Origin of the sequence: Bacillus sp. FSL M7-1020, from assembly GCF_038050415.1 — a bacterium.
Classification (GTDB): Bacteria; Bacillota; Bacilli; order Bacillales; family Bacillaceae_G; genus Bacillus_A; species Bacillus_A toyonensis.
This window is the reverse complement of the sequence record NZ_JBBOTW010000001.1, coordinates 1,571,182-1,591,513: the sequence shown is the minus strand read 5'-3', so window position 1 is coordinate 1,591,513 and position 20,332 is coordinate 1,571,182. Positions and strand designations below refer to the sequence as shown.

Sequence of the window (20,332 nt, the reverse complement as noted above, 5' to 3'; positions counted from 1 at the left end):
AATCATCATTGCGTGAAGGCTTTTTTGAAACTAGTGATTCAGACATACCTATTATTTTCGATACTAATATAGGCGTCTTGTCCTTTATAGTTAATATTCAACCAATTTTGTACTTCACCAGTCACTCGAACTACTTGTCCTTTATACATAGAGCCTAAAATCGTATGGGAAGTACTTGGACCTGTACGAACGCGGAGGGAGGATACGTTAACTTTGTAATCCCCACTCGCTACTTGAAATTTCCCATTGTTATTGTCGCTTCCATTTGAGCCACTGTCTTTCACAAATTGACTGCTTACATAACCCACTTTTCCATTATGGTTAATTTTCAACCAGCCGTTATCTTCTCCAATAACTTGTAAAACTTTCCCTTCATACACGCGCCCCATTATTGCACTAGATGTATTTGGCTGTGTGCGAACACGTAATACATTAGCAGTTACAATTTTACTACGACTCTTACCTATATTCGTCTTTGCTAGTACGCCATTTTTCGAAATAAATTCACTACTCACGTAGCCAATTTTTCCGTTATGATTGACTTTCAACCAACTGTTTTCTTCTCCAATAACTTGTAAAACTTCCCCTTCATACACGCGTCCCATAATTGCACTAGACGTATTTGGCTGTGTGCGGACACGTAGAACATTCGTATTTACTGTTACTTGATTTTCATATTTTACTACATCAATAGTTTGCTCATGCTTCGTGTCTTTTTGTATAACAGTATTTTTCGCTTGAGCAGTACTAATAAATACACTTCCTGTAACAGAGGCTACTGCTACACTAGCTAAAATTTTTTTCATAAGTATAAAACACCTTCCTACAAACATATTCAAGTATCATTATGTTTTTATGTTAACTTCCATTTCTTTTCATTCTAACTATTCAGGAAAAGTATCCTTTTATTATCCACCATCTATACCTAGTAATAAAAGAAACTTAAATCCATTACACTTTGAAAATTCTCTCATTGCTTCAATCTAACACTACACAATGTAGTTTTAATTTCCAAAAAAAATAGCTACTAATAATCACCTATAATTAATACTACAAAAATAAAAAAATCATAATTTAGGCCTTCTTCATTTAACTTATACTTTTGCTTAAATATACCTGCTCTCCTTTCACACTACGAATTGTAGTATAAAATAAAAGAAAGGTCAAATATAAGTATTTAGCCTTTTGTAACTACAATACATTACATTTATCCATTTCTAATCTAATCATAAATAATTATGTTTTTTAATCTCTAAATAACCAAAAAACATTTTCACCTTGTAAACTCTTCCTACAGGATAGCTCTCTTATTGTCTAAACTTTTATAAAAATAATATTCCCAATTCACAACATGACATATAAAAGCAGCAATCTACTAAGATAACTGCTTTACATTATGATAAACTACATGAATTTCACATTATTCCGGCTTATTAGGAATATTAGGGTTTGGAACATAATCAGATGTGTAATCTGTATATTTTACTTCCGTTACCATCCCTGCTGAAGCATGGTGTAGATCGTGACAGTGGAACATCCACTCACCCGGATTGTCTGCTACAAAGGCTACTTCATATTCTTCTCCTAGTTTCAGATTTAATGTGTCTTTAACAATTGGAGAACCTTCAATCGGTTTTCCATCTTTACTTAATACTTGGAAGAAATGACCGTGCAAATGCATCGGGTGATCGTCTCTTTTAGAGCGATTTACTAATTTCACTTTTACTAAGTCACCCTTTTTCACTAGAATTGGATCAATATCTGGAAATACTTTTCCGTTAATTGTATAAACCATTTCATTTCCATTCATTTTCGTATTCAAGTCCATATTATATGTGGCAGTATACTGCTGCTCTAGTGTGAAATTACCTAATTTTTTCTCACCATATTTCGTCATATCTAATTTCGGTAGTTTTTCTTTTTCATTTGCTCTGTCTTTCATCTCTTTACTACCTTCATATTCAATAATGGTTTTCATTCCTTTTGCACTTTTATTTGCTGAATGGTCTTCAACATACCATTTCCCAGGATTGTTAGCAGTAAATTCAACATCATAACGTTCACCCGGTGCGATTGAAATTACCTTATCCTTTATAGCTTTTGGATCGTTTATTGGTTGACCATCTGTCGCAACTACTTTTATATCATGACCGTGAACGTGTATATCATGTGATAGATAACCTGCATCAACGAGTCGAAGACGAACTTTATCACCCTTTTTCACTTTTAACGGCTCTACTAAATCACCGCTTTTACCATTGATTGTGAATAAGTTATACATACCCATATCATGACCTTCCATCTTCATATTTCCATGGTCCATTCCTGCCATATTACCAGAGTCTTTTTTATCACTACCCATGTTCATACCTGAATGATCCATGCCTTTCATATCATCATTCTTTTTTGCATTTTCATTATCCTTAGATTTATTACCTTTTTGCGCTTTTGTCATTTCTTTTAACTGCTTATTAATTTCTTCTTTATCTGTTATCCATTCATCTAACATTAACGTGTAATCTTTATCATACTTTTCATTTGTATCCTCTACAATAAGAGCACCATATAAGCCTCTATCTAGTTGATTTACAGAATCTTGATGTGAATGATACCAATACGTTCCTGGTACGTTCGCTTCAAATTCATAGGTGAAACTTTTTCCTGATTCAACCGCATCTTGTGTCACGCCTGGAATTCCATCCATGTTATTTGGGACAGGATACCCATGCCAATGAATAGATACTGGTGCAGGTAATTCATTTTTTAATGTCACTTTAACCTTTTCACCTTTTTTCACCCTAATTTCCGGACCCGGGGATGAACCATTAAATGTCCAGACTGGAACAATAACACCGCTACTTAGCTTTTGTTTTTCTTCTTTCGCTACTAAAGTAACTTCTGGCCCTTTTACAACTTTCAATGGCTTTGTAGCCGTTTCAGTCTGTGTTGTTTTTTTATCATTCATATTTTTATGATCATTTGTTTTATTTGTGGTCGCAGAACATGCAGCAATTAAAGATATTACGGAGACTGTAACTGCTGTTAATACAAATCCCTTCATAGAAAATCCCTCCTTTTTCTTTTTCAAGATTATTATAGAAGATAATTTTCAAGAAAATATGGAGATATAAAATGAGCAAAATAAAAAGGCACCCAAAATTGAGCGCCTCTTCTAACTATTATTTTGTAACAACTTCATCTTCTTTTACATTTACATTATTGTTACTCATAAACCCTTCAATCTCTTCAACTGTTCTAATGATATCTTTTGACAAATTTTCATAGCCATCTTTTGTTACAAGGATATCATCTTCAATACGAATACCAATTGATTCTTCTTCAATATATAGACCTGGTTCAATCGTAATAACCATACCTTCTTCTAATACTCTTTCTTTGTATGTTCCAACATCGTGAGTATCTAAACCAAGAAAGTGACTGACACCATGATAATAATATTTAGATAGTTCCTCATCTTCTTGAATTAAACCAATAGCTTTACACTCTTCTGCTAGTACCTTTTTTGTATGCTCATTTAATGCAGCAAAATTTAAGCCTGGCTTAATAATCTCTGTTGTTTCTTTCAATGCTTTTAATACAATATTATAGATTTGTTTTTGGCGACTAGAGAATGTTCCATTTGCCGGGAAAGTATAACTAATATCAGCGTTATAATAGTCTTTTTGAGCGCCTAAATCTAGCAGTACTAAATCACCATTTTGAATTTGTGCATCATTATCTTCATAATGAAGAACTGTTGCATTTTTCCCACTTGCCAAAATTGTATTGAACGCATGATGCTTAATCCCAGATGACTTCAGTGTGAAATCAAACTGAGCTTCTAATTCATATTCCATCATGTCTGCTTTTGCATGCTTTAACACATTGTAAATACCGTCTTTCGTTACAGCAATTGCTTCTTTAATGATTTCAATTTCTTCCTCTGTTTTAAACACTCGTAATTCACAAATTTCCGGGTATACATTACCAATTGTTATGTGTGGGTACTGTTCTCTTACATGTTTAGCAAACGCTAACGTTTTCGTCTCAGTACCCTTCCACTCACGACGCTCTAAATCTAAATACACATGTTGCGCATTTTCTGCGAAAAGTGTATGTGCCATTGTCTTCTCAAAGCTTTCTATATATACAACTTTTGGTATGTCTGAAATTCGTTCTGCATCTTCTTTAGAAACTGTTTTACCGACCCATTTTTCCATTACTGGATCTGATTTTTCAATGAAAAGAGTTTCTTCCACACTATTTCCAAACTTTTTCAGCATGAAAATAACATTGGGCTCATCGATTCCCGTTAAATAGTAAAAATTTCGATTCGGCACAAATTTATAATGGGCATCTGCTGACATATGAGGTGCTTGTCCAGCAAATAAAATCGTAATCGATTCATCATGTAATGTTTTCGCTAATCGTTCTCTATTTTGAGCAAAAAATGTTGATTTCATAATAATCCCCCTAGCGTTCTATGTATAATTTTGAAACTGATTATCCAATATAATTCATTCTATTATTGTTATAATTTTTCGTCAATTAATAATGTTTATATAGAAGATAAACTTTCATTACTAGGCATCTAATCACTCCACAATTTCTTGACATTTATTCCATATACTTAATATCTCATATATATAAGAAAGGAGCCTACAAACGTGAAACATTACGTAGGACTAGCCATTACTTCATTATTTATCATTACAGGATGCTCTAATAACGTAGAAACACCACCAGTAAAAAAAGAAACAGTTCAATCTCAGCCCCAAAATAAAGATAACGCAAATACGATTCCGCAAAACTTCTATAAAGAAATTACATCTGGAAAAATAGCGCACATTCACGGAATTGGCTATGCAGGAAATATGCCTGGTATTTCTATCGCAACTCATAGTGGTATAAAAGTTTATCAAAATGGAAAATGGTTTGAAACTGCTACACAGTTACACGATTATATGGGCTTTCAGGCAACTAAAAATGGATTTTTTGCTAGTGGGCACCCAGAACCAGGTGCAAATTTAAAAAATCCTTTAGGATTAATGAAAAGTTCTGATGGCGGCAATAACCTTGAAAAGCTAGCATTCTATGGAGAATCTGATTTTCATAACCTTGCTGTCGGATATAATACAGAAACGATTTATTTATATAACGAGCGTCCAAATTCTAAATTACAACAAGGTTTTTATTTCAGTACAAACAACGGACAAGAATGGAAAAATAGTAAGTTAAAAGGCCTTTCAAGTACAATCCATACATTTTCAGTACATCCGGATCAAGCGAGTGTAGTCGCAGTAAGTGCTAAAGATGGTATTTATTTATCTACAGATTACGGGAATACATTTGAACTATTCTCTACATCACTTGAATCGACAGCAGTTACATTAAGTAATGAAGATGTTTTTTACGCCCCTATCAATAAGCAAATGATAACGAAGAAATCAATTGCTACAAATGAAGAAACAAACTTACAGATTCCATCTTTAGATTCTAAAGATACAATTATGTATATATCACAAAACCCTCAAAATTCATCTGAAATAGTATTTGCTACAATGCAAGCAAATGTATTCCTTTCCACAGATAACGGTAAAACGTGGAAACAGATTACAAAAAATGGCTTATTACAATTTAATTAGAAAGGTGAATATAACGTGTTTTCAACAATTAGCGAGTGGAGTTATCAACTCATGTCTCCTTTAATGGATGTCACGAATGCTACGAAATCAATTCCTCTTTTATTTGCGTTTTTATTAGGCATAGTAGGTACCCTTGCTCCATGCCAATTAACAGGAAACATTAGCGCCATTACAATCTATGGCAATCAATCTTTACAAAAGGGACATATCTGGAAACATATATTGTTATTCATTTTAGGAAAAATAATAGCTTTTACGACGCTTGGACTATTAGTATGCGTGTTAGGAAAAGAAATTCAGCAAATATTAACTTTGTATTTCCCATGGTTACGTAAACTGATCGGACCTTTATTAATAATAATGGGGTTAATATTATCAGGTATTATAAAAGGTAGAAACTTCTTCTCTACCATCTTCCCTATCACATCTATACGAAAACAAAATGAAGTCAGCTCATTTTTGCTTGGGTTTTTCTTTTCGTTAGCTTTCTGCCCTACTATGTTTGTGCTATTTTTCGGAACATTAATACCACTCTCTTTAACATCTAATTACGGGTATTTATTTCCTACCTTTTTCTCTATAGGAACTGCTCTACCTGTCGTTGTATTACTGTCCATTATCTCCTACCTAGGCTTAAATGGAACACTACTTAAAAAGAGCCGAAAAATAGGGGGAAATATTCAGCGTATAGCTGGTGTACTTCTCGTTTTAATCGGACTTTATGATACCGCCCTATATTGGTAATACATACAAAAGGTAAGCTTCAGTGAAATGAGCTTACCTTTTGTATCATTTTATTCATTTTTCTTTTGTTGTAATTGTGTTAACAAATTCGTAACAAACGCGAGAAACAATGGATCTTTCTCTTTTTTAGGCGACCACTGCATAATGAGTTGCCGCGGGATTTCAATGTCTATCGGTTGCACGATAAAGTCATGAATAATTTGTTTATGAAGTCCTGATAACGGAACGATCGTTATACCGTTAACTTGTAAAGTAAGTGCTAATGCCGAGCTAATTGACTCTGACTCCATCACTTTATTCACTGTTATTTCGTTTTTCATTAAGTATGGTTCAAGTACTTCTTTACAACCAGAAAGTGGCATAATAAAAGGATAATTTTTCAATTCTTTACTAGTAAGATTAGGTGGAATATTCTTTGAAGAAACGATAACATAAGGATCTTCACCAATAACTTCATAGTGAAATCCTGGTATTAGATTTTCTTTTATAGAAATAGAAAAATCAGCACTTCCAGCAGACAGCCAATTTAAAACTTCTTGATAGCTTCCCTCTCTAACTGCAAGCACGTACTGACTTTGATCAATATTACCTAATTGGATACACTCTGCCAAACAATATACAGTAACGGAAGGATACGTAGCTAATACAATCTTATACAAACTTTTATTCTTCAAGTGTAAAGCTGTTTCTTCAAGATTTTCATACTCCATTAGAAGTCGTTCTACACAAACTAAAAATTCTTTTCCATTTTCAGTTAACATCGTTCCTTGTCTAGAGCGCTCAAATAAAGTTAAAGCATATCGTTTCTCTAGTTTGTTTATAATATGCGTTATTGCTGGCTGTGTCATATGTAATTCCTTAGCTGCTAAACTAATGCTGTTCAACCGAGCCACATATTTAAAAACTTTAAAATCAAAGACGTTCATTCTGTTCTCCTTATATAAAAGATATTTATATCATCTATAAATAACCTTCATTATATTTATCAAACTACTTCCTATACACTAAGTATACACTATCAATTTTACAAAAAAATAAAGCATATAAACATTAGAGGAGTGTTGATTAAATGAGTACTTACGTTTTAGTACATGGAGCATGGCAAGGTGAATGGGCATGGGAATTAGTAAAACCTCAACTAGAGGCTTTAGGTCACACTGTTATTACACTAGACTTACCTGGAAGCGGGAAAGATACAACTCCTTCACAAAATATAACGTTAGATTCCTATGTTGATGCAGTAACAGCTACTATAAATCAACAAACTGAAAAAGTTATTGTTGTTGGACATAGTATGGGTGGAATTGTGATCACCCAAACCGCTGAACTTATACCGAATAAAATCGATAAATTAGTATATCTTTGTGCATTCTTACCACAAAACGGAGAAAGCCTTGGCAGTAAATTAGATGGTGAAGCTGGTCCACAATTTTCAATAAATGAGAACGACATGACAGCTGAACTTATACCTAATCAAATTGAAAAAACATTTTTAAATGCTACCGAAAATGAAGAGATTAAAGAAGCATCTTCCAAAAAAATGCGTCCTCAGCCACTAGGACCATTTCAACAACAGCTAAAAATTTCTGAAGAAAACTTCGGAACTGTAGATCGCATTTATATTGAAACAACTCTAGATAGAGCGATTCCAATTGATTTTCAGCGCCGAATGAATACAGAAACTCCATGCTCGAAGATTATTACTTTAGAAGCTGATCATTCTCCCTTCTTTTCAAAAGCAACAGAACTTGTGAATTGTTTACATGCGTTAAGCTAAATTTCATTTAATGAAAATAGACACCCGCGGGTGTCTATTTATTATGCTAACTAAGGATTGTATGTTCTTCTCTACATTTGCATTCCCTTTTGCTTCATCTCCCACTTTTTATACAGTAATACTGCACCAAATAAGAATACCCCCGCAACAAATGAACCTACTGGTAACGTCTTTATCATTTCATCTGGAAATACGAGCGGCAGTAATGGAAATGCATATGCTGCTGGAATACGTACACCAACTATTTTTAATAAAATAAGCATTAAAATCATATTTAATAAAGTGACTATAATCCATGAGTCGATTGCAAAGTACAATAAAGTTCCAACAGTTGCAGATGTAGTTAATACTACTATTTGTTTACATACCATTTTTTCATTGTACATCGGTTTTTGAAGTGATTCATACACAACAACTAATATTGGCGGAATAACCGCTAATTGTTCATGACCAGTGATCCAGCATATACTTATCCAAATGAAATTTAGTATTAGAAATACAGCCATATATTTATATTGGATGTTAACTTTTCTCTCAATACCGCTATTCAATTTAAAAACAAGGACACCAAGCATTAAAATAAATGTTAAAACGAAGACTGAGATAACAAATGACCATTCAGTCGCATTTGTCACTAAAGGTAATAAACCTGTCGCAATAGATGGTGCTAAATTTGATTGTATAATACGTAAAAACAGCATCATGAATATAAGTGTTACGCTTACTTTTGCTATATAAACTAAATCCATTTGATTCACGATAAAACCAATACCAGCTGTTATTGACGGTGCAATAAAGATTTTTTCTGGCTGCCTTAACCAACCTGGCTCACGATACGTCCATAAAGCAATTGCCATCGCTGCTATTTCCGGCAAAATGACTTCCGGATCATTTAATAACACACCCGCTGTAACCATAGCTAAAATAAAGAAAATAGCAATCGTATATGAGATGATTGTTTCTTTTTTTGAAATTACTGCATTCATTATTACATACTCCCTTTACTTACTACTCTCACAATGTAAAACAAAATTCAATATACCCTACTAAGGTATTGTATATTAATATCTTTTCCATTTCAAGTATTCGTAATTTTTCCATTTTTCATCACCCATTACACTTACAAAAAAAGGATTTTTATAGGCGTTGACAATCATTGAAAGATAGGTTAAAATAACTATACATTAGTAAGTAACTAATGTAATTAAATCTAACTTGAGGTGAAAACAAATGAAAAACATTTTATTCCGTATTAACGAATTATCAAAAAAAGAAAAAACATCTGGATTAACAGTTGATGAAAAACAAGAACAACAAATGTTACGTCAAAACTATACAAAAACATTTCGTGGAAGTTTAGATTCCATTTTATTAAACACAAAAATTGTCGATTCAAATGGTTTTAATGTTACACCAGTTGCATTACAAGATGCTCAAATTCGTTTGAAATTAAGCAAATGAAATTAAAGCTAAAGAAACAATTGTATAAAACATAAAAGAGCTGGACTTTTCATAATGAAATTCCAGCTCTTTTTCTACTTAATATTGTTGTTTTTGCAATGTAACATACGAGCGATACATCGCAATTCTCCACGACACAATCATCGCAAATGCGAGTAAGAAAAACATCCCGCTTAATTGCGCCAAATCAAGTGTTTGGCTTAAATATGATTTTAATGCGACTCGTACAGCTAATAAACCAATTAAAATAAATATAAATGCTTTTGACGGTTTCATATATATATGTTCGCCTCTTACTTCGAACTTAGTTGTTTTAATAAGAAATATAGAGAAAATAAGTCCTGCGATAATTGCCTCTACTATTTCTAACGATGTTAATCGGAATTCCGGTAAGAAGAACATCATGGCGCCAGTACTCATAAAAATTGGCGGCAAAATAATTTTCTTTTTCGTAACCGGCTTTTTCGCTGACTTAAAGCGAAGAAACATAACACCAACGGCCATACAAACTGCTACGATACTTGATAAAAGTGCTACACTCATACTCTCCACTCCTATCTATTTAATAGACTTTTTGAGTAAAATCATAAACCAAACGAAACCGATACTTATAATAACATGACCTAATCCAGCCATATGGCTTAAACCGTTAAAGTCAGTTCCATTTACTTGTAGAAGACCTCTACATACCATTGTTACGATAGTAATAATTAATCCTGTATTATATACAACAAACCAGGCATGAAAACTTTTTGTTTCTTGTATTTGAAATACTTTAACTAAAGCAACAGCGACTAAAAAGAATATGAATCCAAGCACTAGTACGTGTGTATGTACTAATTGCAACATAGTGGAACCTTTAATTCCTTGTGCTTTCGTATACTCTCGCGCAAATACTCCTGATAATAAACCAATAATTAAGTAAATGAATGCTGCATTATATAATTTCTTCATTCTATTCCTCCTGCTGTAAACTTTCCATATTCGCTGCAATCATTTTACGCAAAGTTTATGAACGGAATATGAACAAAATATTACATTCTATTTTTAAAGAACAAAAAAGCCATTCCACAATTATTAATTGCGGAATGGCTTTTCAACTTATTTTAAATCATCAATTGTGAAAGCACCAGGCAGTAACTGCTCAACAGTCACTTCTTTTTCGTCACCTTTTACATTCGTTAGTAAAACTCGCATTTTCGGATCACAAAATTCAGCAATCACTTGTCTACAAGCACCACATGGTGAAATAGGTCCGTCAGTTTCTCCTGTAATGACTAAGTAACTAAAGTCGCGCTCCCCTTCTGATACTGCTTTGAATATTGCTGTTCTTTCTGCACAGTTACATAAACCGTAAGAAGCATTTTCTATATTACAACCAGTATAGATTTTACCTTCTTTTGTAACTAATGCAGCACCAACCGGAAATTTTGAATACGGAATATACGCTTTCGATAACATCTTATTTGCTTCTTCAATATATTTTTTCTTATCCATATTATTTCCTCCTCAAAGTAAATGTAATGTTGATTAGTCAGTAATAACAGTATGAACTAATTTAGGAGCCACTGCTGTTTCAGCGATAGAAATATTTTCATAAATTTTTGCTTTTACATCTTCTACATTTTCACGATTTGCGTAGATCGTTACGAATGGCTCGCCTTCTTTTACTGCATCGCCAACTTTTTTACGTAACATTAAACCTACAGCTAAATCGATTTCATCTTCTTTCGTTGCACGGCCTGCACCAAGTAACATTGCAGCGATACCGATTTCATCTGCAACAATGTTTGAAATCACGCCTGAAGTTTTAGCAGGTACATCAATTATATACTTCGCTTGTGGCATTTTTTCTGGATTGTCTACAATTGAGCTATCTCCACCTTGATTGCTTAAGAACTCTTTAAATTTCTCAGTTGCTTTTCCGTTTTTCATAACTTCAATTAACATTTCACGAGCTTCTTCTAACGTATTTGCTTTTTTCGCAAGTACGACCATTTGACTTCCTAATACAAGTACTAATTCTGTTAAATCTTCTGGCCCTTCACCTTTTAACGTATCAATTGCTTCTTTCACTTCTAGGGCATTACCAATCGCAAAGCCAAGAGGTTGTGACATATCTGAAATAACAGCCATTGTTTGACGTCCTACATTATTTCCGATGCGTACCATTGCATGTGCTAATTCTTTTGCATCTTCTTCCGTTTTCATAAATGCACCTGCACCGGTTTTTACATCAAGTACGATTGCGTCAGCACCAGCTGCAATTTTTTTACTCATAATTGAACTTGCGATTAGAGGAATTGAATTTACTGTTCCTGTTACATCACGTAATGCATAAATCTTTTTATCAGCAGGTGTTAAGTTTCCTGTTTGTCCGATAACAGCTACTTTGTCACGGTTTACAATATCAATGAACTGCTCTTTCGTAATTTCAACGTGGAATCCTTCCACTGCTTCTAATTTGTCAATTGTTCCGCCCGTATGTCCTAAACCACGACCTGACATTTTTGCTACTGGTACATCTAAAGCAGCAACTAATGGTCCTAATACTAATGTAGTTGTATCACCAACACCGCCAGTTGAATGCTTATCTACTTTAATGCCTTCAATTGCTGATAAGTCGATCGTTTCTCCAGACTCCACCATTGCCATCGTTAAATCTGCACGTTCACGATCTGTCATATCTTTAAAGAAGATTGCCATTGCAAGTGCACTCACTTGATAATCAGGAATACTTCCGTCTGTATATCCATTAATAAAGAATTTGATTTCTTCAGTCGTTAATTCTTTGCCGTCACGTTTTTTTGCAATAATATCTACCATTCTCATTACAATCACCATTCCTTTTTATATGATATGAATCTATTAAAATAATAAGCCAACGATTGTTGCTGATAAGAAACTTACTAGCGTTGCACCGAAAAGTAATTTCAAACCAAATCTTGCGACTACATTCCCCTGCTTTTCATTTAAGCTCTTAACTGCCCCTGCAATAATTCCAATTGAAGAGAAGTTTGCAAATGAAACTAAGAATACAGATATAATCGCTGTCGTTCTGTCTGAGAAATTAAAGTTCCCTTGCGCTAAATCTGTCATAGCGACAAATTCATTCGATACAAGTTTTGTTGCCATAATATTACCGGCATTAACTGCTTCATGCCATGGAACACCCATAATAAATGCAAATGGTGCAAATACATAACCAAGAATTTCTTGGAATGAAATACCGATTACACCTTTAAATACTGCATTAATGAATGCGATAAGAGCAACGAAACCAACTAACATAGCTGCTACTGTAATCGCAACTTTAAATCCATCGATAATGTATTCCCCTAATACTTCAAAGAAAGTCTTCTTCTCTTCTTCTTGCACTTCTAACATATCTTCTTCTTCAGTAACTTCATACGGGTTAATGATAGAAGCAATGATAAAGCCACCGAATAAGTTAAGCACTAAAGCGGTTACAACATATTGCGGTTTTAATAACACCATGTATGATCCAACGATAGACATAGAAACTGTAGACATTGCAGATGCACATAATGTGTACATTCTTTTCTCTGGCAATAATCCTAGTTGTTTCTTAACTGAAATAAACACTTCAGACTGTCCTAAAATCGCAGAAGCTACCGCGTTATATGATTCTAGTTTACCCATTCCATTTACTTTACTTAATGCTAGACCGATAGATTTCACAATAATAGGTAATACTTTAATATGTTGCAAAATACCTATTAAAGCTGATATAAATACGATTGGCATTAATACACTTAAAAAGAATGAAAACTCTTTTTGATTTACTAATCCACCAAATACGAAATTCACACCATCAGCGGCATATTTTAATAATTCCCCAAAACCATCTGCTATTCCGCTAATTAATATATTCCCTACACTTGTATTTAATAGTAAAAACCCCAAAATGAATTGTAATATAACCATCGTTATGATTGGACGATATTTGACTTTCTTTCTATCATTACTAGCAAGCCAAGCGATACCTAAAATCAATACGAGGCCAAAAACACCGATTAAGTATTTCATAAGCCGTCTCCTCCCATTCGTATCCGCTTACATTCTTTTCAATTGTTAAAGCAATAGATACACTATACTTTGTGTATCTATCGCTTTTCACACTTTATTAATTAGTAGTTATCTGTAGCACCTTTTGCATCGTTTAATACGATTGCAACACTAGCGCTTGCTCCAACACGAGAAGCTCCAGCAGCTACCATTTTATCTGCATCTTCACGTGTACGAACTCCGCCAGATGCTTTTACACCAACGTTTGGTCCTACCGTTTTACGCATTAATGCGATATCTTCAGCAGTTGCTCCGCCAGTTGAGAATCCAGTTGAAGTTTTTACGAAATCAGCGCCAGCTTTTACTGATAATTCACAAGCACGAACTTTTTCTTCGTCTGTTAGAAGGCAAGTTTCAATGATTACTTTTACAAGAGCTTTTCCTTTTGCTGCTTGTACTACTTCATAAATATCTTTTTCAACGAACTCATTGTCGCCATCTTTTAAAGCACCTACGTTGATTACCATATCAACTTCAGTTGCACCTTTTGCGATAGCATCTTTTGTTTCGAATGCTTTTGTTTCAGTAGTGCTTGCTCCTAATGGGAAACCGATTACAGTACAAACGTCTACATCATGTCCAGCTAATTCTTCAGCAGCTAGCTTTACCCATGTAGGATTAATACAAACAGAAGCGAATTTATATTCCTTTGCTTCCTCGATTACTTTCATAACATCTTCTTTTGTAGAATTAGCTTTTAAAATTGTATGGTCAATTAACTTTGCAATATTCATTATTATCACTCCTCATATCTTTTAACAACTTCATTCTAACTCTTAGTTGAACAAATGTAAATACACTTTTGAAATTTTGTTCATTCTTTTTTAAAAGGAATTTTCTTGTAGTAAATAAAGCGCATTCTAACTAAGAAACAATTCACATTTAAAATCAAAACTTTTATATTAACAATGGTAGTATGTATCTCAATATCCATAATTATTTTTAAAAAGGCAATTTGTATTCAAAAAACACTCCCATAATTCATACATAACAAAATAAAAGGCTTTCTCAAAATTAACATCTTGAGAAAGCCTTTTATTTCTAACCTTTTTGATAATGTAACAGTTCTTTTGCTGTATGCTGATCAATAATTAATACATTTGCATACCCGCCACGTAACGCACCATCAATTGCTTGTATTTTTCTATTACCACCTGCAACTAAAATAGAACGTTTCTTTAATTTAAGTTCCTCTAACTCAATTCCAATGGTACGCTTATTAATTTCTTCACTACTAATATTTCCGTCTCCGTCAAAGAAACGTGAACAAATGTCACCGACAGCTTGTTTTTTCAGAATGTTCGTTTCATCCTTATCTAAATATCCTAATCGGAATAATAACGCTTCATCACGCACTGTTCCGACAGTGAAAACTGCAATATTTGCTTGTTTCCCCATTTCAATAATGTGATGAATATGTCGATCCTGCTCTACTAATTCTTTTGTCACCGCATTATCAAATATAACTGGGAGCGGTAAATTTCTTGGTGTCGTTTGAAAAGCCTCTGCAAATAAAGCAATGGTCTCATTCGCATATGTATTTACACTCGAATGACTAATACCACCTTTTAGCTGGACAACTTCTACACCTTTCACATGTTGTGGTACGATTTTCCTAGCGATTTCATACATCGTCATTCCCCAGCTTACACCGACGATATCACCGTTTTTCACTGTCTTTTCCATGTACTCAGCCGCATATTTACTAATATACTCAGTAATCGTTGCATATTCTGGCACTGGAGAAAATACTACATGCGCCTCTAACAAGTTGTACTTTTCTTTCAATAAATTCCCAACGTTATCTAAATCAGCAAATGGATCGGCTATACTAATTTGAACAAATCCTTTTTCTTTCGCGTACTTTAATAATCTAGAAATCGTCGGTCTTGAAATATTTAATTTGTTAGCAATTTCTTGCTGACTATAATCGGATTGATAATATAATCTTGCAACTTCAACGCTTAATTGTTGTTTATCTTTTTCCATAATAACTTATTACAAACCCTTTCCTGTATTTCCCTTTCGTTACAAGCATTATACAGCTTTATGCAAAAAAATTCGACTACCGAATTTTTACTAACTGAACTTCTACTTCACTTAGTATATACAATGAAACCTTTTTGTGTAGATTTACAAACTCAATATAGATACACTTGAAACATATAAATCGATTTATATGTAATTCATTCTTTTTTCTTTTTCTGTAGTAACGATAACAAAGCCGTTCAATAAGAAACATGAAACATCGTCTAAAAACTATTCAAATACCCCTCATAAACTGAAGATACTGTTTATGAGGGGTATTCATTCAATTTAAGTCTATAAAAATTGGATGGAAACAATGCAAGTTCTCACTTATTTAGAATAAGAGAAAAGATGATGTTTTATTTGTTCAATAAAATAATGATGGTGTATATTATCGTTAGATACTCGACTTGCCATAATAGCTCCCTCCATTGAAGATGCAAGAAAAGAAGCGAGCGATATAATATCTAAATCTTCTTTAAATTCTTGTTTCTCTATTCCTTCCTTTATGAGAGAGGCCATTAACATTACTGTATCATCATAACCTTTTGCTGCTGCTTTTTGTAATTCTGGAAATACTCCAGTACTTTCAATTGCGCTATTAAGTAATGGACAGCCTCCAGCAATAGGGGGGTTATTAGCTGCATCTTGATATACAAGGAATATTGCAAGGATTTTATCGATTGCTGTCTTTTTATTTTCCATCGCTTTATGAAAATGGTTCCACATAATCTCACCACTTTTGTCGTAGGCAGCAAGGACAATTTCTTCTTTATTTTTGAATCTACGATAAATAGCTCCTTTAGATAGTTCAGTAGCTGTCATTATATCCTGAATGGATGTATAAGTTATTCCATTAGTATTAAATAAATATAAAGATGTTTCAATAATCTTTTCTTTTACCTTATCAACTTTAGTCATGCTTTGTGGTCCTCCTAATAAAACGAACTTAATATTCAAGGTGATTTTTACTATGATTTTTTTGAATTTTTATTGTAAGTATAAATAAGTTTGAAGCAAAAATATCTTATCAATCCCTATCTTATAGGAACCTAAAACAATACAGTTTGAGGTTCATTAAATTATGTTATCTATAACATTCGAATGAATTTTCTGTTAATAACAATGTGAACAATCGGTTAATTCAGTCATATTATACAACTAATTCTATTTAAAACCATAGAAGAAGTAAAAATATATAGTTAATTTTAATGTTTAGACATATAACTATTATATATAATTTTTATTAATATGTTTAGCTAAAGGGATGAGCTACTCCCACTTTCATTTCATTCTATAAAAGGGTAATCATTAATGATTGCTGTAATTTGATTGTAAATAAACAACCGATATATAAATATACTCGGTTTTTACTATTTTGATTTTGTTAATAATTTGTAAAAAGGGTTTAAAAAACTAGAAACTTATAGTATCATTAGATTCCGAACCGAACGGTTCGGTTCGGAATCTTGTATAAATTAGAAGGAGAACCTTATGCAGAAAGAAAAATCAAAGATTCTAAGTAATTTAATTATGGAGGTAATAAGGTGAACTTTATTAAAATGAATCAAAAAGAACTTATTATGCTACTAGTTTATCCAATGTTTACACTATTTCAAATTGGCTTGTTCATATTATTTGGCATATCACTTTTAACTAATGTCAATTTAGTTGAATCAGAATTTGCTCTTGGTGCCATGAGCTTGACTATACCTACTATTCTAGGAGTAATGTTCTTTAGGAAAGAAATTATTCAAAGTTTTACTTATTTTAAAGAGAAGAAAATTTTGAAAATAGTAAGTATTCCTATAGTGGTTTTATTTATGGTAATTGTGGAAAATTCTATTATGCATTTTCTAAATACAGGTCAGCCAGAGAACCAAGAACAGGTCCTTACACAAGGGGCAGAGATTCCTATTATATTCACATTTCTCCTATTTGGAATTATGGGTCCAGTAATTGAAGAAATTATGTTTCGCTATATATTATTAAATCGTTTTTCGCATTATGTTGGTACTGCTATTGCATCTATCATTTCAATTATAATTTTTACAGTACTTCATACGAACCAGCTTTCGGATATTGCTATTTATTTACCTGGATCGGTAATTCTTACTGCGGCTTATCTTATTTCTAACAGATCCATTGCATATGTTATGGCGATACATGTATTAAATAATTCTATTGCTTTCATTCAAATGTACATGTCATAGTGAGACATATGTTAAACAATGGCATTACTTTCATTCTAAACTAGACTTGTTTCTGTTGCAGAGTTAAAAAATAGAAATAGATATTAATAAATGGGGAGTGCAATTTAGATAGTGACTAATGATTTGTGTAATTCCTTGCACGTCAAAAAACCACAGTTTGGATGTAAACTGTGGTTTTTTTTATATAGGGGACCCACATCACAATTAAACTAAGAAAAGCAAATATCCTGAGATAAGAAAATTGGTATGAAGGTGTGAAATCAATTATAAAATGGTAGCTTTAGAATAAATGAAACGAGAAATTACCGTCATTGTTTATTTCTCATTTCATTTACATATTTATTTTTGGAAAAATAACCTAACTCCAAATACTAATAATACTGTGCCAGTAATACCCTCTATTGTACGGTTCACTTTTTCTTTTCTTAAAAAAGTTCTTAATTGACGTATTAGCGTGATATAAAGCAAATACCATATTGCTGTCAAAGTCGTAAATGTGAGTCCTAACAAAAGAAATTGGAAGAAATGACTTTGATTGCTCACAATAAATTGGGGTAAAAAACTTAGGAAAAATACAGCAGTTTTTGGGTTTAAAATTGCCGTAGTAAATCCTTGTCTAAAACTTTTAATTGCTCCAATATCTTTATAGTCCATTTCTACTGAACCTGACATATCTTCTTTTCTAGAAAAAGCACTTTTAATTGACTTCACAGCTAAGTACATTAAATAAAAAGCCCCAGCATATTTTATAAATGTAAATAACATAGCAAATTTCATTAGGATGGCAGAGAGTCCTAGCGTAGCCATTATTGTATGAATCATCATTCCAGATATCGTTCCTAAGACGGTCTTTATCCCACCATTTTTACCATGCGAGATAGTATTTTTTGTAACTAAGGCAAAACCAGGACCAGGCATAATTATGATTAGCATTGCTGTAAGGATAAATAATAAATAATTTTCCATGTTCTAAGATTTCCTTTCTAATTTTTAGTTTTGCTTACAGTATAGCTTTTTTCATTAAAACATTACATATAAAAGGCTTGATCAGAAGTTTATCTGGGTTATTAGTATCAATTTGGCTAAACATTATCCCAAAGCCATATTGATAAAACACATGGCAAACTTATATATCAAACGACAAGTTCAACTCTCACAAAAAACAGGATAAAAAAATAAACAGCAGAACTAGTCCACTGTTTATTTCGCCACACCTTCATGTAATTTTTCTGTATAATCTTTTACATCTTTCCAGCTATCTTTCGCTGTATATAAATCTTCTTTTATAAACGTAAACTCTTCCGGACTAATTCCTTTTACGTTTTGTAGTAAATTATTATATTTTGCACCTACTGTATACCATTGATTTGATATGTTTTGTAGTGCTGTAATTGCTGCATCAATTGTTTCTGTCATATTTGTTGTTTTATTTTTCACATCTGTCAAAATTGCGACTTCTGCTTGTGCGCCAGAAATTCTATCTTTTAAATTGGCTATTTCTCTTTCTGCATTTGCGATATCTTTTTTCGCAATCGCAATCATCGGTCCGCCAGCAAGACATGTTATTAACGCTACGCAAAGTACACCACCAGCAATAACCATATCATTACTCTTTTTAATCGAATCATTATATGTATTTATTTGTTGCTCTAATGCTGGAATACCAGCATTCGTACTCGCCAAAATCGAAGTTAATTGATTTGTATCTTCTTTAAAACTGTTTGTATCTTTCGCCATTCTATCGCGAAATGCTTTTAAATTCCCTAATAAAATATCTACTTCATTTTGATTTTTTAAAATGTCCGCATACAACTTTTCTAAATCCGCTTTTAATTTACCGCTATCCTTTTGATCAATCGCTACTAGCATGCTATTATAGTACGCTTGAAAAGTATTATTGTAATTAATAATATTTTGATCCGTTTTCATAATTTGAGGCTTCATATTATTTAACCAATACGCTGCATTAATTTTTGCATCTCTTTGGTGCTGAACCATATTTCCTTTCAACTCACTATTAATTGAACTTATTTTACTCAAATCAGTCTCTTGCTGATTTTGAATTAATTTTGCATATGAATCCATTGCAAATATGCTCGATGTCGTTTGCGCCATTACATCTTGGAAACCTGCTGGTCCAAGAGAATAATTTTTCGCATTTTCTTGCAATGTTTTTACGTTTTGTTCCGCTGCAAAAGGATGTAAAGGAAACGCGTTACTTGTTGCGAATCCAGCAATCATTATCGTTAAAAGACATTTTTTATAGAATTTATTACGCATAATTATCACCTATTCTTTTTATGAGGATATGAAACGTTAGAGGTAAAAAAAGCTCCTGCTCACTACTGAACAGGAGCTCTCTATTATTTAAAAAT

Annotated in this window: 18 protein-coding genes and 2 pseudogenes; 5 read left to right on the top strand and 15 right to left on the bottom strand. The window is 32.9% G+C overall.

Annotated features, from left to right (window positions below; all coding sequences use genetic code 11):
* Positions 1-62 precede the first annotated feature (62 nt).
* From MHB70_RS08245 to MHB70_RS08235, 3 genes and pseudogenes are all read right to left on the bottom strand, one after another.
* A pseudogene (locus MHB70_RS08245) lies at positions 63-806 on the bottom strand (SH3 domain-containing protein); the annotation flags it as partial.
* 614 nt (positions 807-1,420) lie between these two features.
* A complete protein-coding gene (locus MHB70_RS08240; protein WP_000675768.1) occupies positions 1,421-3,061 on the bottom strand; it encodes a multicopper oxidase family protein in 1,641 nt (546 codons plus the stop codon).
* Between the two features lie 118 nt (positions 3,062-3,179).
* Positions 3,180-4,463 (bottom strand): aminopeptidase P family protein, encoded by a 1,284-nt coding sequence (locus tag MHB70_RS08235; protein WP_061530096.1) that lies wholly within the window; start codon positions 4,461-4,463, stop codon positions 3,180-3,182.
* A 204-nt stretch (positions 4,464-4,667) separates the two neighbouring features.
* Here MHB70_RS08235 and MHB70_RS08230 point away from each other — a divergent pair, with 204 nt between their 5' ends.
* Both MHB70_RS08230 and MHB70_RS08225 read left to right on the top strand, forming a co-directional pair.
* Complete coding sequence (locus MHB70_RS08230) at positions 4,668-5,645, top strand: F510_1955 family glycosylhydrolase (RefSeq protein ID WP_000683854.1); 978 nt, start codon at positions 4,668-4,670, stop codon at positions 5,643-5,645.
* Between the two features lie 15 nt (positions 5,646-5,660).
* A complete protein-coding gene (locus tag MHB70_RS08225; protein WP_230306523.1) occupies positions 5,661-6,389 on the top strand; it encodes an urease accessory protein UreH domain-containing protein in 729 nt (242 codons plus the stop codon).
* 50 nt (positions 6,390-6,439) lie between these two features.
* Here MHB70_RS08225 and MHB70_RS08220 read toward each other — a convergent pair whose 3' ends face one another.
* Positions 6,440-7,315 carry a LysR family transcriptional regulator gene (locus MHB70_RS08220; RefSeq protein ID WP_001100321.1) on the bottom strand — a complete coding sequence of 292 codons (876 nt, stop codon included), beginning with the start codon at positions 7,313-7,315 and terminating at the stop codon, positions 6,440-6,442.
* Between the two features lie 143 nt (positions 7,316-7,458).
* On the opposite strand from MHB70_RS08220, the gene MHB70_RS08215 reads away from it, so the two are divergent.
* Positions 7,459-8,166, top strand: a complete 708-nt coding sequence (locus MHB70_RS08215; RefSeq protein ID WP_061530097.1) for an alpha/beta fold hydrolase — start codon at positions 7,459-7,461, stop codon at positions 8,164-8,166.
* A gap of 71 nt (positions 8,167-8,237) precedes the next feature.
* Here the strand turns inward: MHB70_RS08215 and MHB70_RS08210 are convergent, their stop codons facing one another.
* Positions 8,238-9,152 (bottom strand): hypothetical protein, encoded by a 915-nt coding sequence (locus tag MHB70_RS08210; RefSeq protein ID WP_061530098.1) that lies wholly within the window; start codon positions 9,150-9,152, stop codon positions 8,238-8,240.
* Positions 9,153-9,396: 244 nt separating this feature from the next.
* Between MHB70_RS08210 and MHB70_RS08205 the strand changes: the two genes are divergently transcribed.
* A complete protein-coding gene (locus MHB70_RS08205) occupies positions 9,397-9,627 on the top strand; it encodes a DUF896 domain-containing protein (RefSeq protein WP_000789785.1) in 231 nt (76 codons plus the stop codon).
* A 49-nt stretch (positions 9,628-9,676) separates the two neighbouring features.
* On the opposite strand, the pseudogene MHB70_RS08200 reads toward MHB70_RS08205, so the two are convergent.
* The 8 genes and pseudogenes from MHB70_RS08200 to MHB70_RS08165 all read right to left on the bottom strand — a co-directional run bounded on the left by MHB70_RS08200 (position 9,677) and on the right by MHB70_RS08165 (position 16,665).
* Positions 9,677-10,170, bottom strand: a pseudogene (locus tag MHB70_RS08200) (CcdC family protein).
* A gap of 15 nt (positions 10,171-10,185) precedes the next feature.
* On the bottom strand, positions 10,186-10,581 hold the full coding sequence (locus tag MHB70_RS08195) for a DUF2871 domain-containing protein (protein ID WP_000737869.1): 396 nt from the start codon (positions 10,579-10,581) through the stop codon (positions 10,186-10,188).
* 147 nt (positions 10,582-10,728) lie between these two features.
* Positions 10,729-11,124: a cytidine deaminase gene (locus MHB70_RS08190; RefSeq protein WP_000358537.1), complete on the bottom strand. Its 396-nt coding sequence runs from the start codon at positions 11,122-11,124 to the stop codon at positions 10,729-10,731.
* 33 nt (positions 11,125-11,157) lie between these two features.
* A complete protein-coding gene (locus MHB70_RS08185; protein ID WP_002093789.1) occupies positions 11,158-12,459 on the bottom strand; it encodes a pyrimidine-nucleoside phosphorylase in 1,302 nt (433 codons plus the stop codon).
* Positions 12,460-12,495: 36 nt separating this feature from the next.
* Positions 12,496-13,677 (bottom strand): NupC/NupG family nucleoside CNT transporter, encoded by a 1,182-nt coding sequence (locus tag MHB70_RS08180; RefSeq protein WP_000876190.1) that lies wholly within the window; start codon positions 13,675-13,677, stop codon positions 12,496-12,498.
* A 101-nt stretch (positions 13,678-13,778) separates the two neighbouring features.
* Entirely contained in the window at positions 13,779-14,450 is a 672-nt protein-coding gene (deoC, locus tag MHB70_RS08175) for a deoxyribose-phosphate aldolase (protein WP_001017434.1), read from the bottom strand.
* A 307-nt stretch (positions 14,451-14,757) separates the two neighbouring features.
* Positions 14,758-15,705, bottom strand: coding sequence for a sugar-binding transcriptional regulator (locus MHB70_RS08170; RefSeq protein WP_000409788.1), 948 nt, complete (start codon positions 15,703-15,705; stop codon positions 14,758-14,760).
* A 369-nt stretch (positions 15,706-16,074) separates the two neighbouring features.
* Positions 16,075-16,665, bottom strand: coding sequence for a TetR/AcrR family transcriptional regulator (locus tag MHB70_RS08165; RefSeq protein WP_000169656.1), 591 nt, complete (start codon positions 16,663-16,665; stop codon positions 16,075-16,077).
* A gap of 626 nt (positions 16,666-17,291) precedes the next feature.
* On the opposite strand from MHB70_RS08165, the gene MHB70_RS08160 reads away from it, so the two are divergent.
* Positions 17,292-17,957: a CPBP family intramembrane glutamic endopeptidase gene (locus tag MHB70_RS08160; protein WP_061530099.1), complete on the top strand. Its 666-nt coding sequence runs from the start codon at positions 17,292-17,294 to the stop codon at positions 17,955-17,957.
* A 339-nt stretch (positions 17,958-18,296) separates the two neighbouring features.
* On the opposite strand, the gene MHB70_RS08155 is transcribed toward MHB70_RS08160, so the two are convergent.
* Entirely contained in the window at positions 18,297-18,923 is a 627-nt protein-coding gene (locus MHB70_RS08155; RefSeq protein WP_000432984.1) for a LysE family translocator, read from the bottom strand.
* Positions 18,924-19,157: 234 nt separating this feature from the next.
* Entirely contained in the window at positions 19,158-20,237 is a 1,080-nt protein-coding gene (gene nheC / locus MHB70_RS08150; protein WP_001244618.1) for a non-hemolytic enterotoxin subunit C, read from the bottom strand.
* Positions 20,238-20,332 lie beyond the last annotated feature (95 nt).

What these genes read in the sequence shown, in the direction of transcription:
- MHB70_RS08240 (WP_000675768.1), bottom strand. Translation starts at nt 3,061, where the DNA reads ATGAAGGGATTTGTATTAACAGCAGTTACAGTCTCCGTAATATCTTTA.
- MHB70_RS08235 (WP_061530096.1), bottom strand. Translation starts at nt 4,463, where the DNA reads ATGAAATCAACATTTTTTGCTCAAAATAGAGAACGATTAGCGAAAACA.
- MHB70_RS08220 (WP_001100321.1), bottom strand. Translation starts at nt 7,315, where the DNA reads ATGAACGTCTTTGATTTTAAAGTTTTTAAATATGTGGCTCGGTTGAAC.
- MHB70_RS08215 (WP_061530097.1), top strand. Translation starts at nt 7,459, where the DNA reads ATGAGTACTTACGTTTTAGTACATGGAGCATGGCAAGGTGAATGGGCA.
- MHB70_RS08210 (WP_061530098.1), bottom strand. Translation starts at nt 9,152, where the DNA reads ATGAATGCAGTAATTTCAAAAAAAGAAACAATCATCTCATATACGATT.
- MHB70_RS08205 (WP_000789785.1), top strand. Translation starts at nt 9,397, where the DNA reads ATGAAAAACATTTTATTCCGTATTAACGAATTATCAAAAAAAGAAAAA.
- MHB70_RS08195 (WP_000737869.1), bottom strand. Translation starts at nt 10,581, where the DNA reads ATGAAGAAATTATATAATGCAGCATTCATTTACTTAATTATTGGTTTA.
- MHB70_RS08190 (WP_000358537.1), bottom strand. Translation starts at nt 11,124, where the DNA reads ATGGATAAGAAAAAATATATTGAAGAAGCAAATAAGATGTTATCGAAA.
- MHB70_RS08185 (WP_002093789.1), bottom strand. Translation starts at nt 12,459, where the DNA reads ATGAGAATGGTAGATATTATTGCAAAAAAACGTGACGGCAAAGAATTA.
- MHB70_RS08180 (WP_000876190.1), bottom strand. Translation starts at nt 13,677, where the DNA reads ATGAAATACTTAATCGGTGTTTTTGGCCTCGTATTGATTTTAGGTATC.
- deoC (WP_001017434.1), bottom strand. Translation starts at nt 14,450, where the DNA reads ATGAATATTGCAAAGTTAATTGACCATACAATTTTAAAAGCTAATTCT.
- MHB70_RS08170 (WP_000409788.1), bottom strand. Translation starts at nt 15,705, where the DNA reads ATGGAAAAAGATAAACAACAATTAAGCGTTGAAGTTGCAAGATTATAT.
- MHB70_RS08165 (WP_000169656.1), bottom strand. Translation starts at nt 16,665, where the DNA reads ATGACTAAAGTTGATAAGGTAAAAGAAAAGATTATTGAAACATCTTTA.
- MHB70_RS08155 (WP_000432984.1), bottom strand. Translation starts at nt 18,923, where the DNA reads ATGGAAAATTATTTATTATTTATCCTTACAGCAATGCTAATCATAATT.
- nheC (WP_001244618.1), bottom strand. Translation starts at nt 20,237, where the DNA reads ATGCGTAATAAATTCTATAAAAAATGTCTTTTAACGATAATGATTGCT.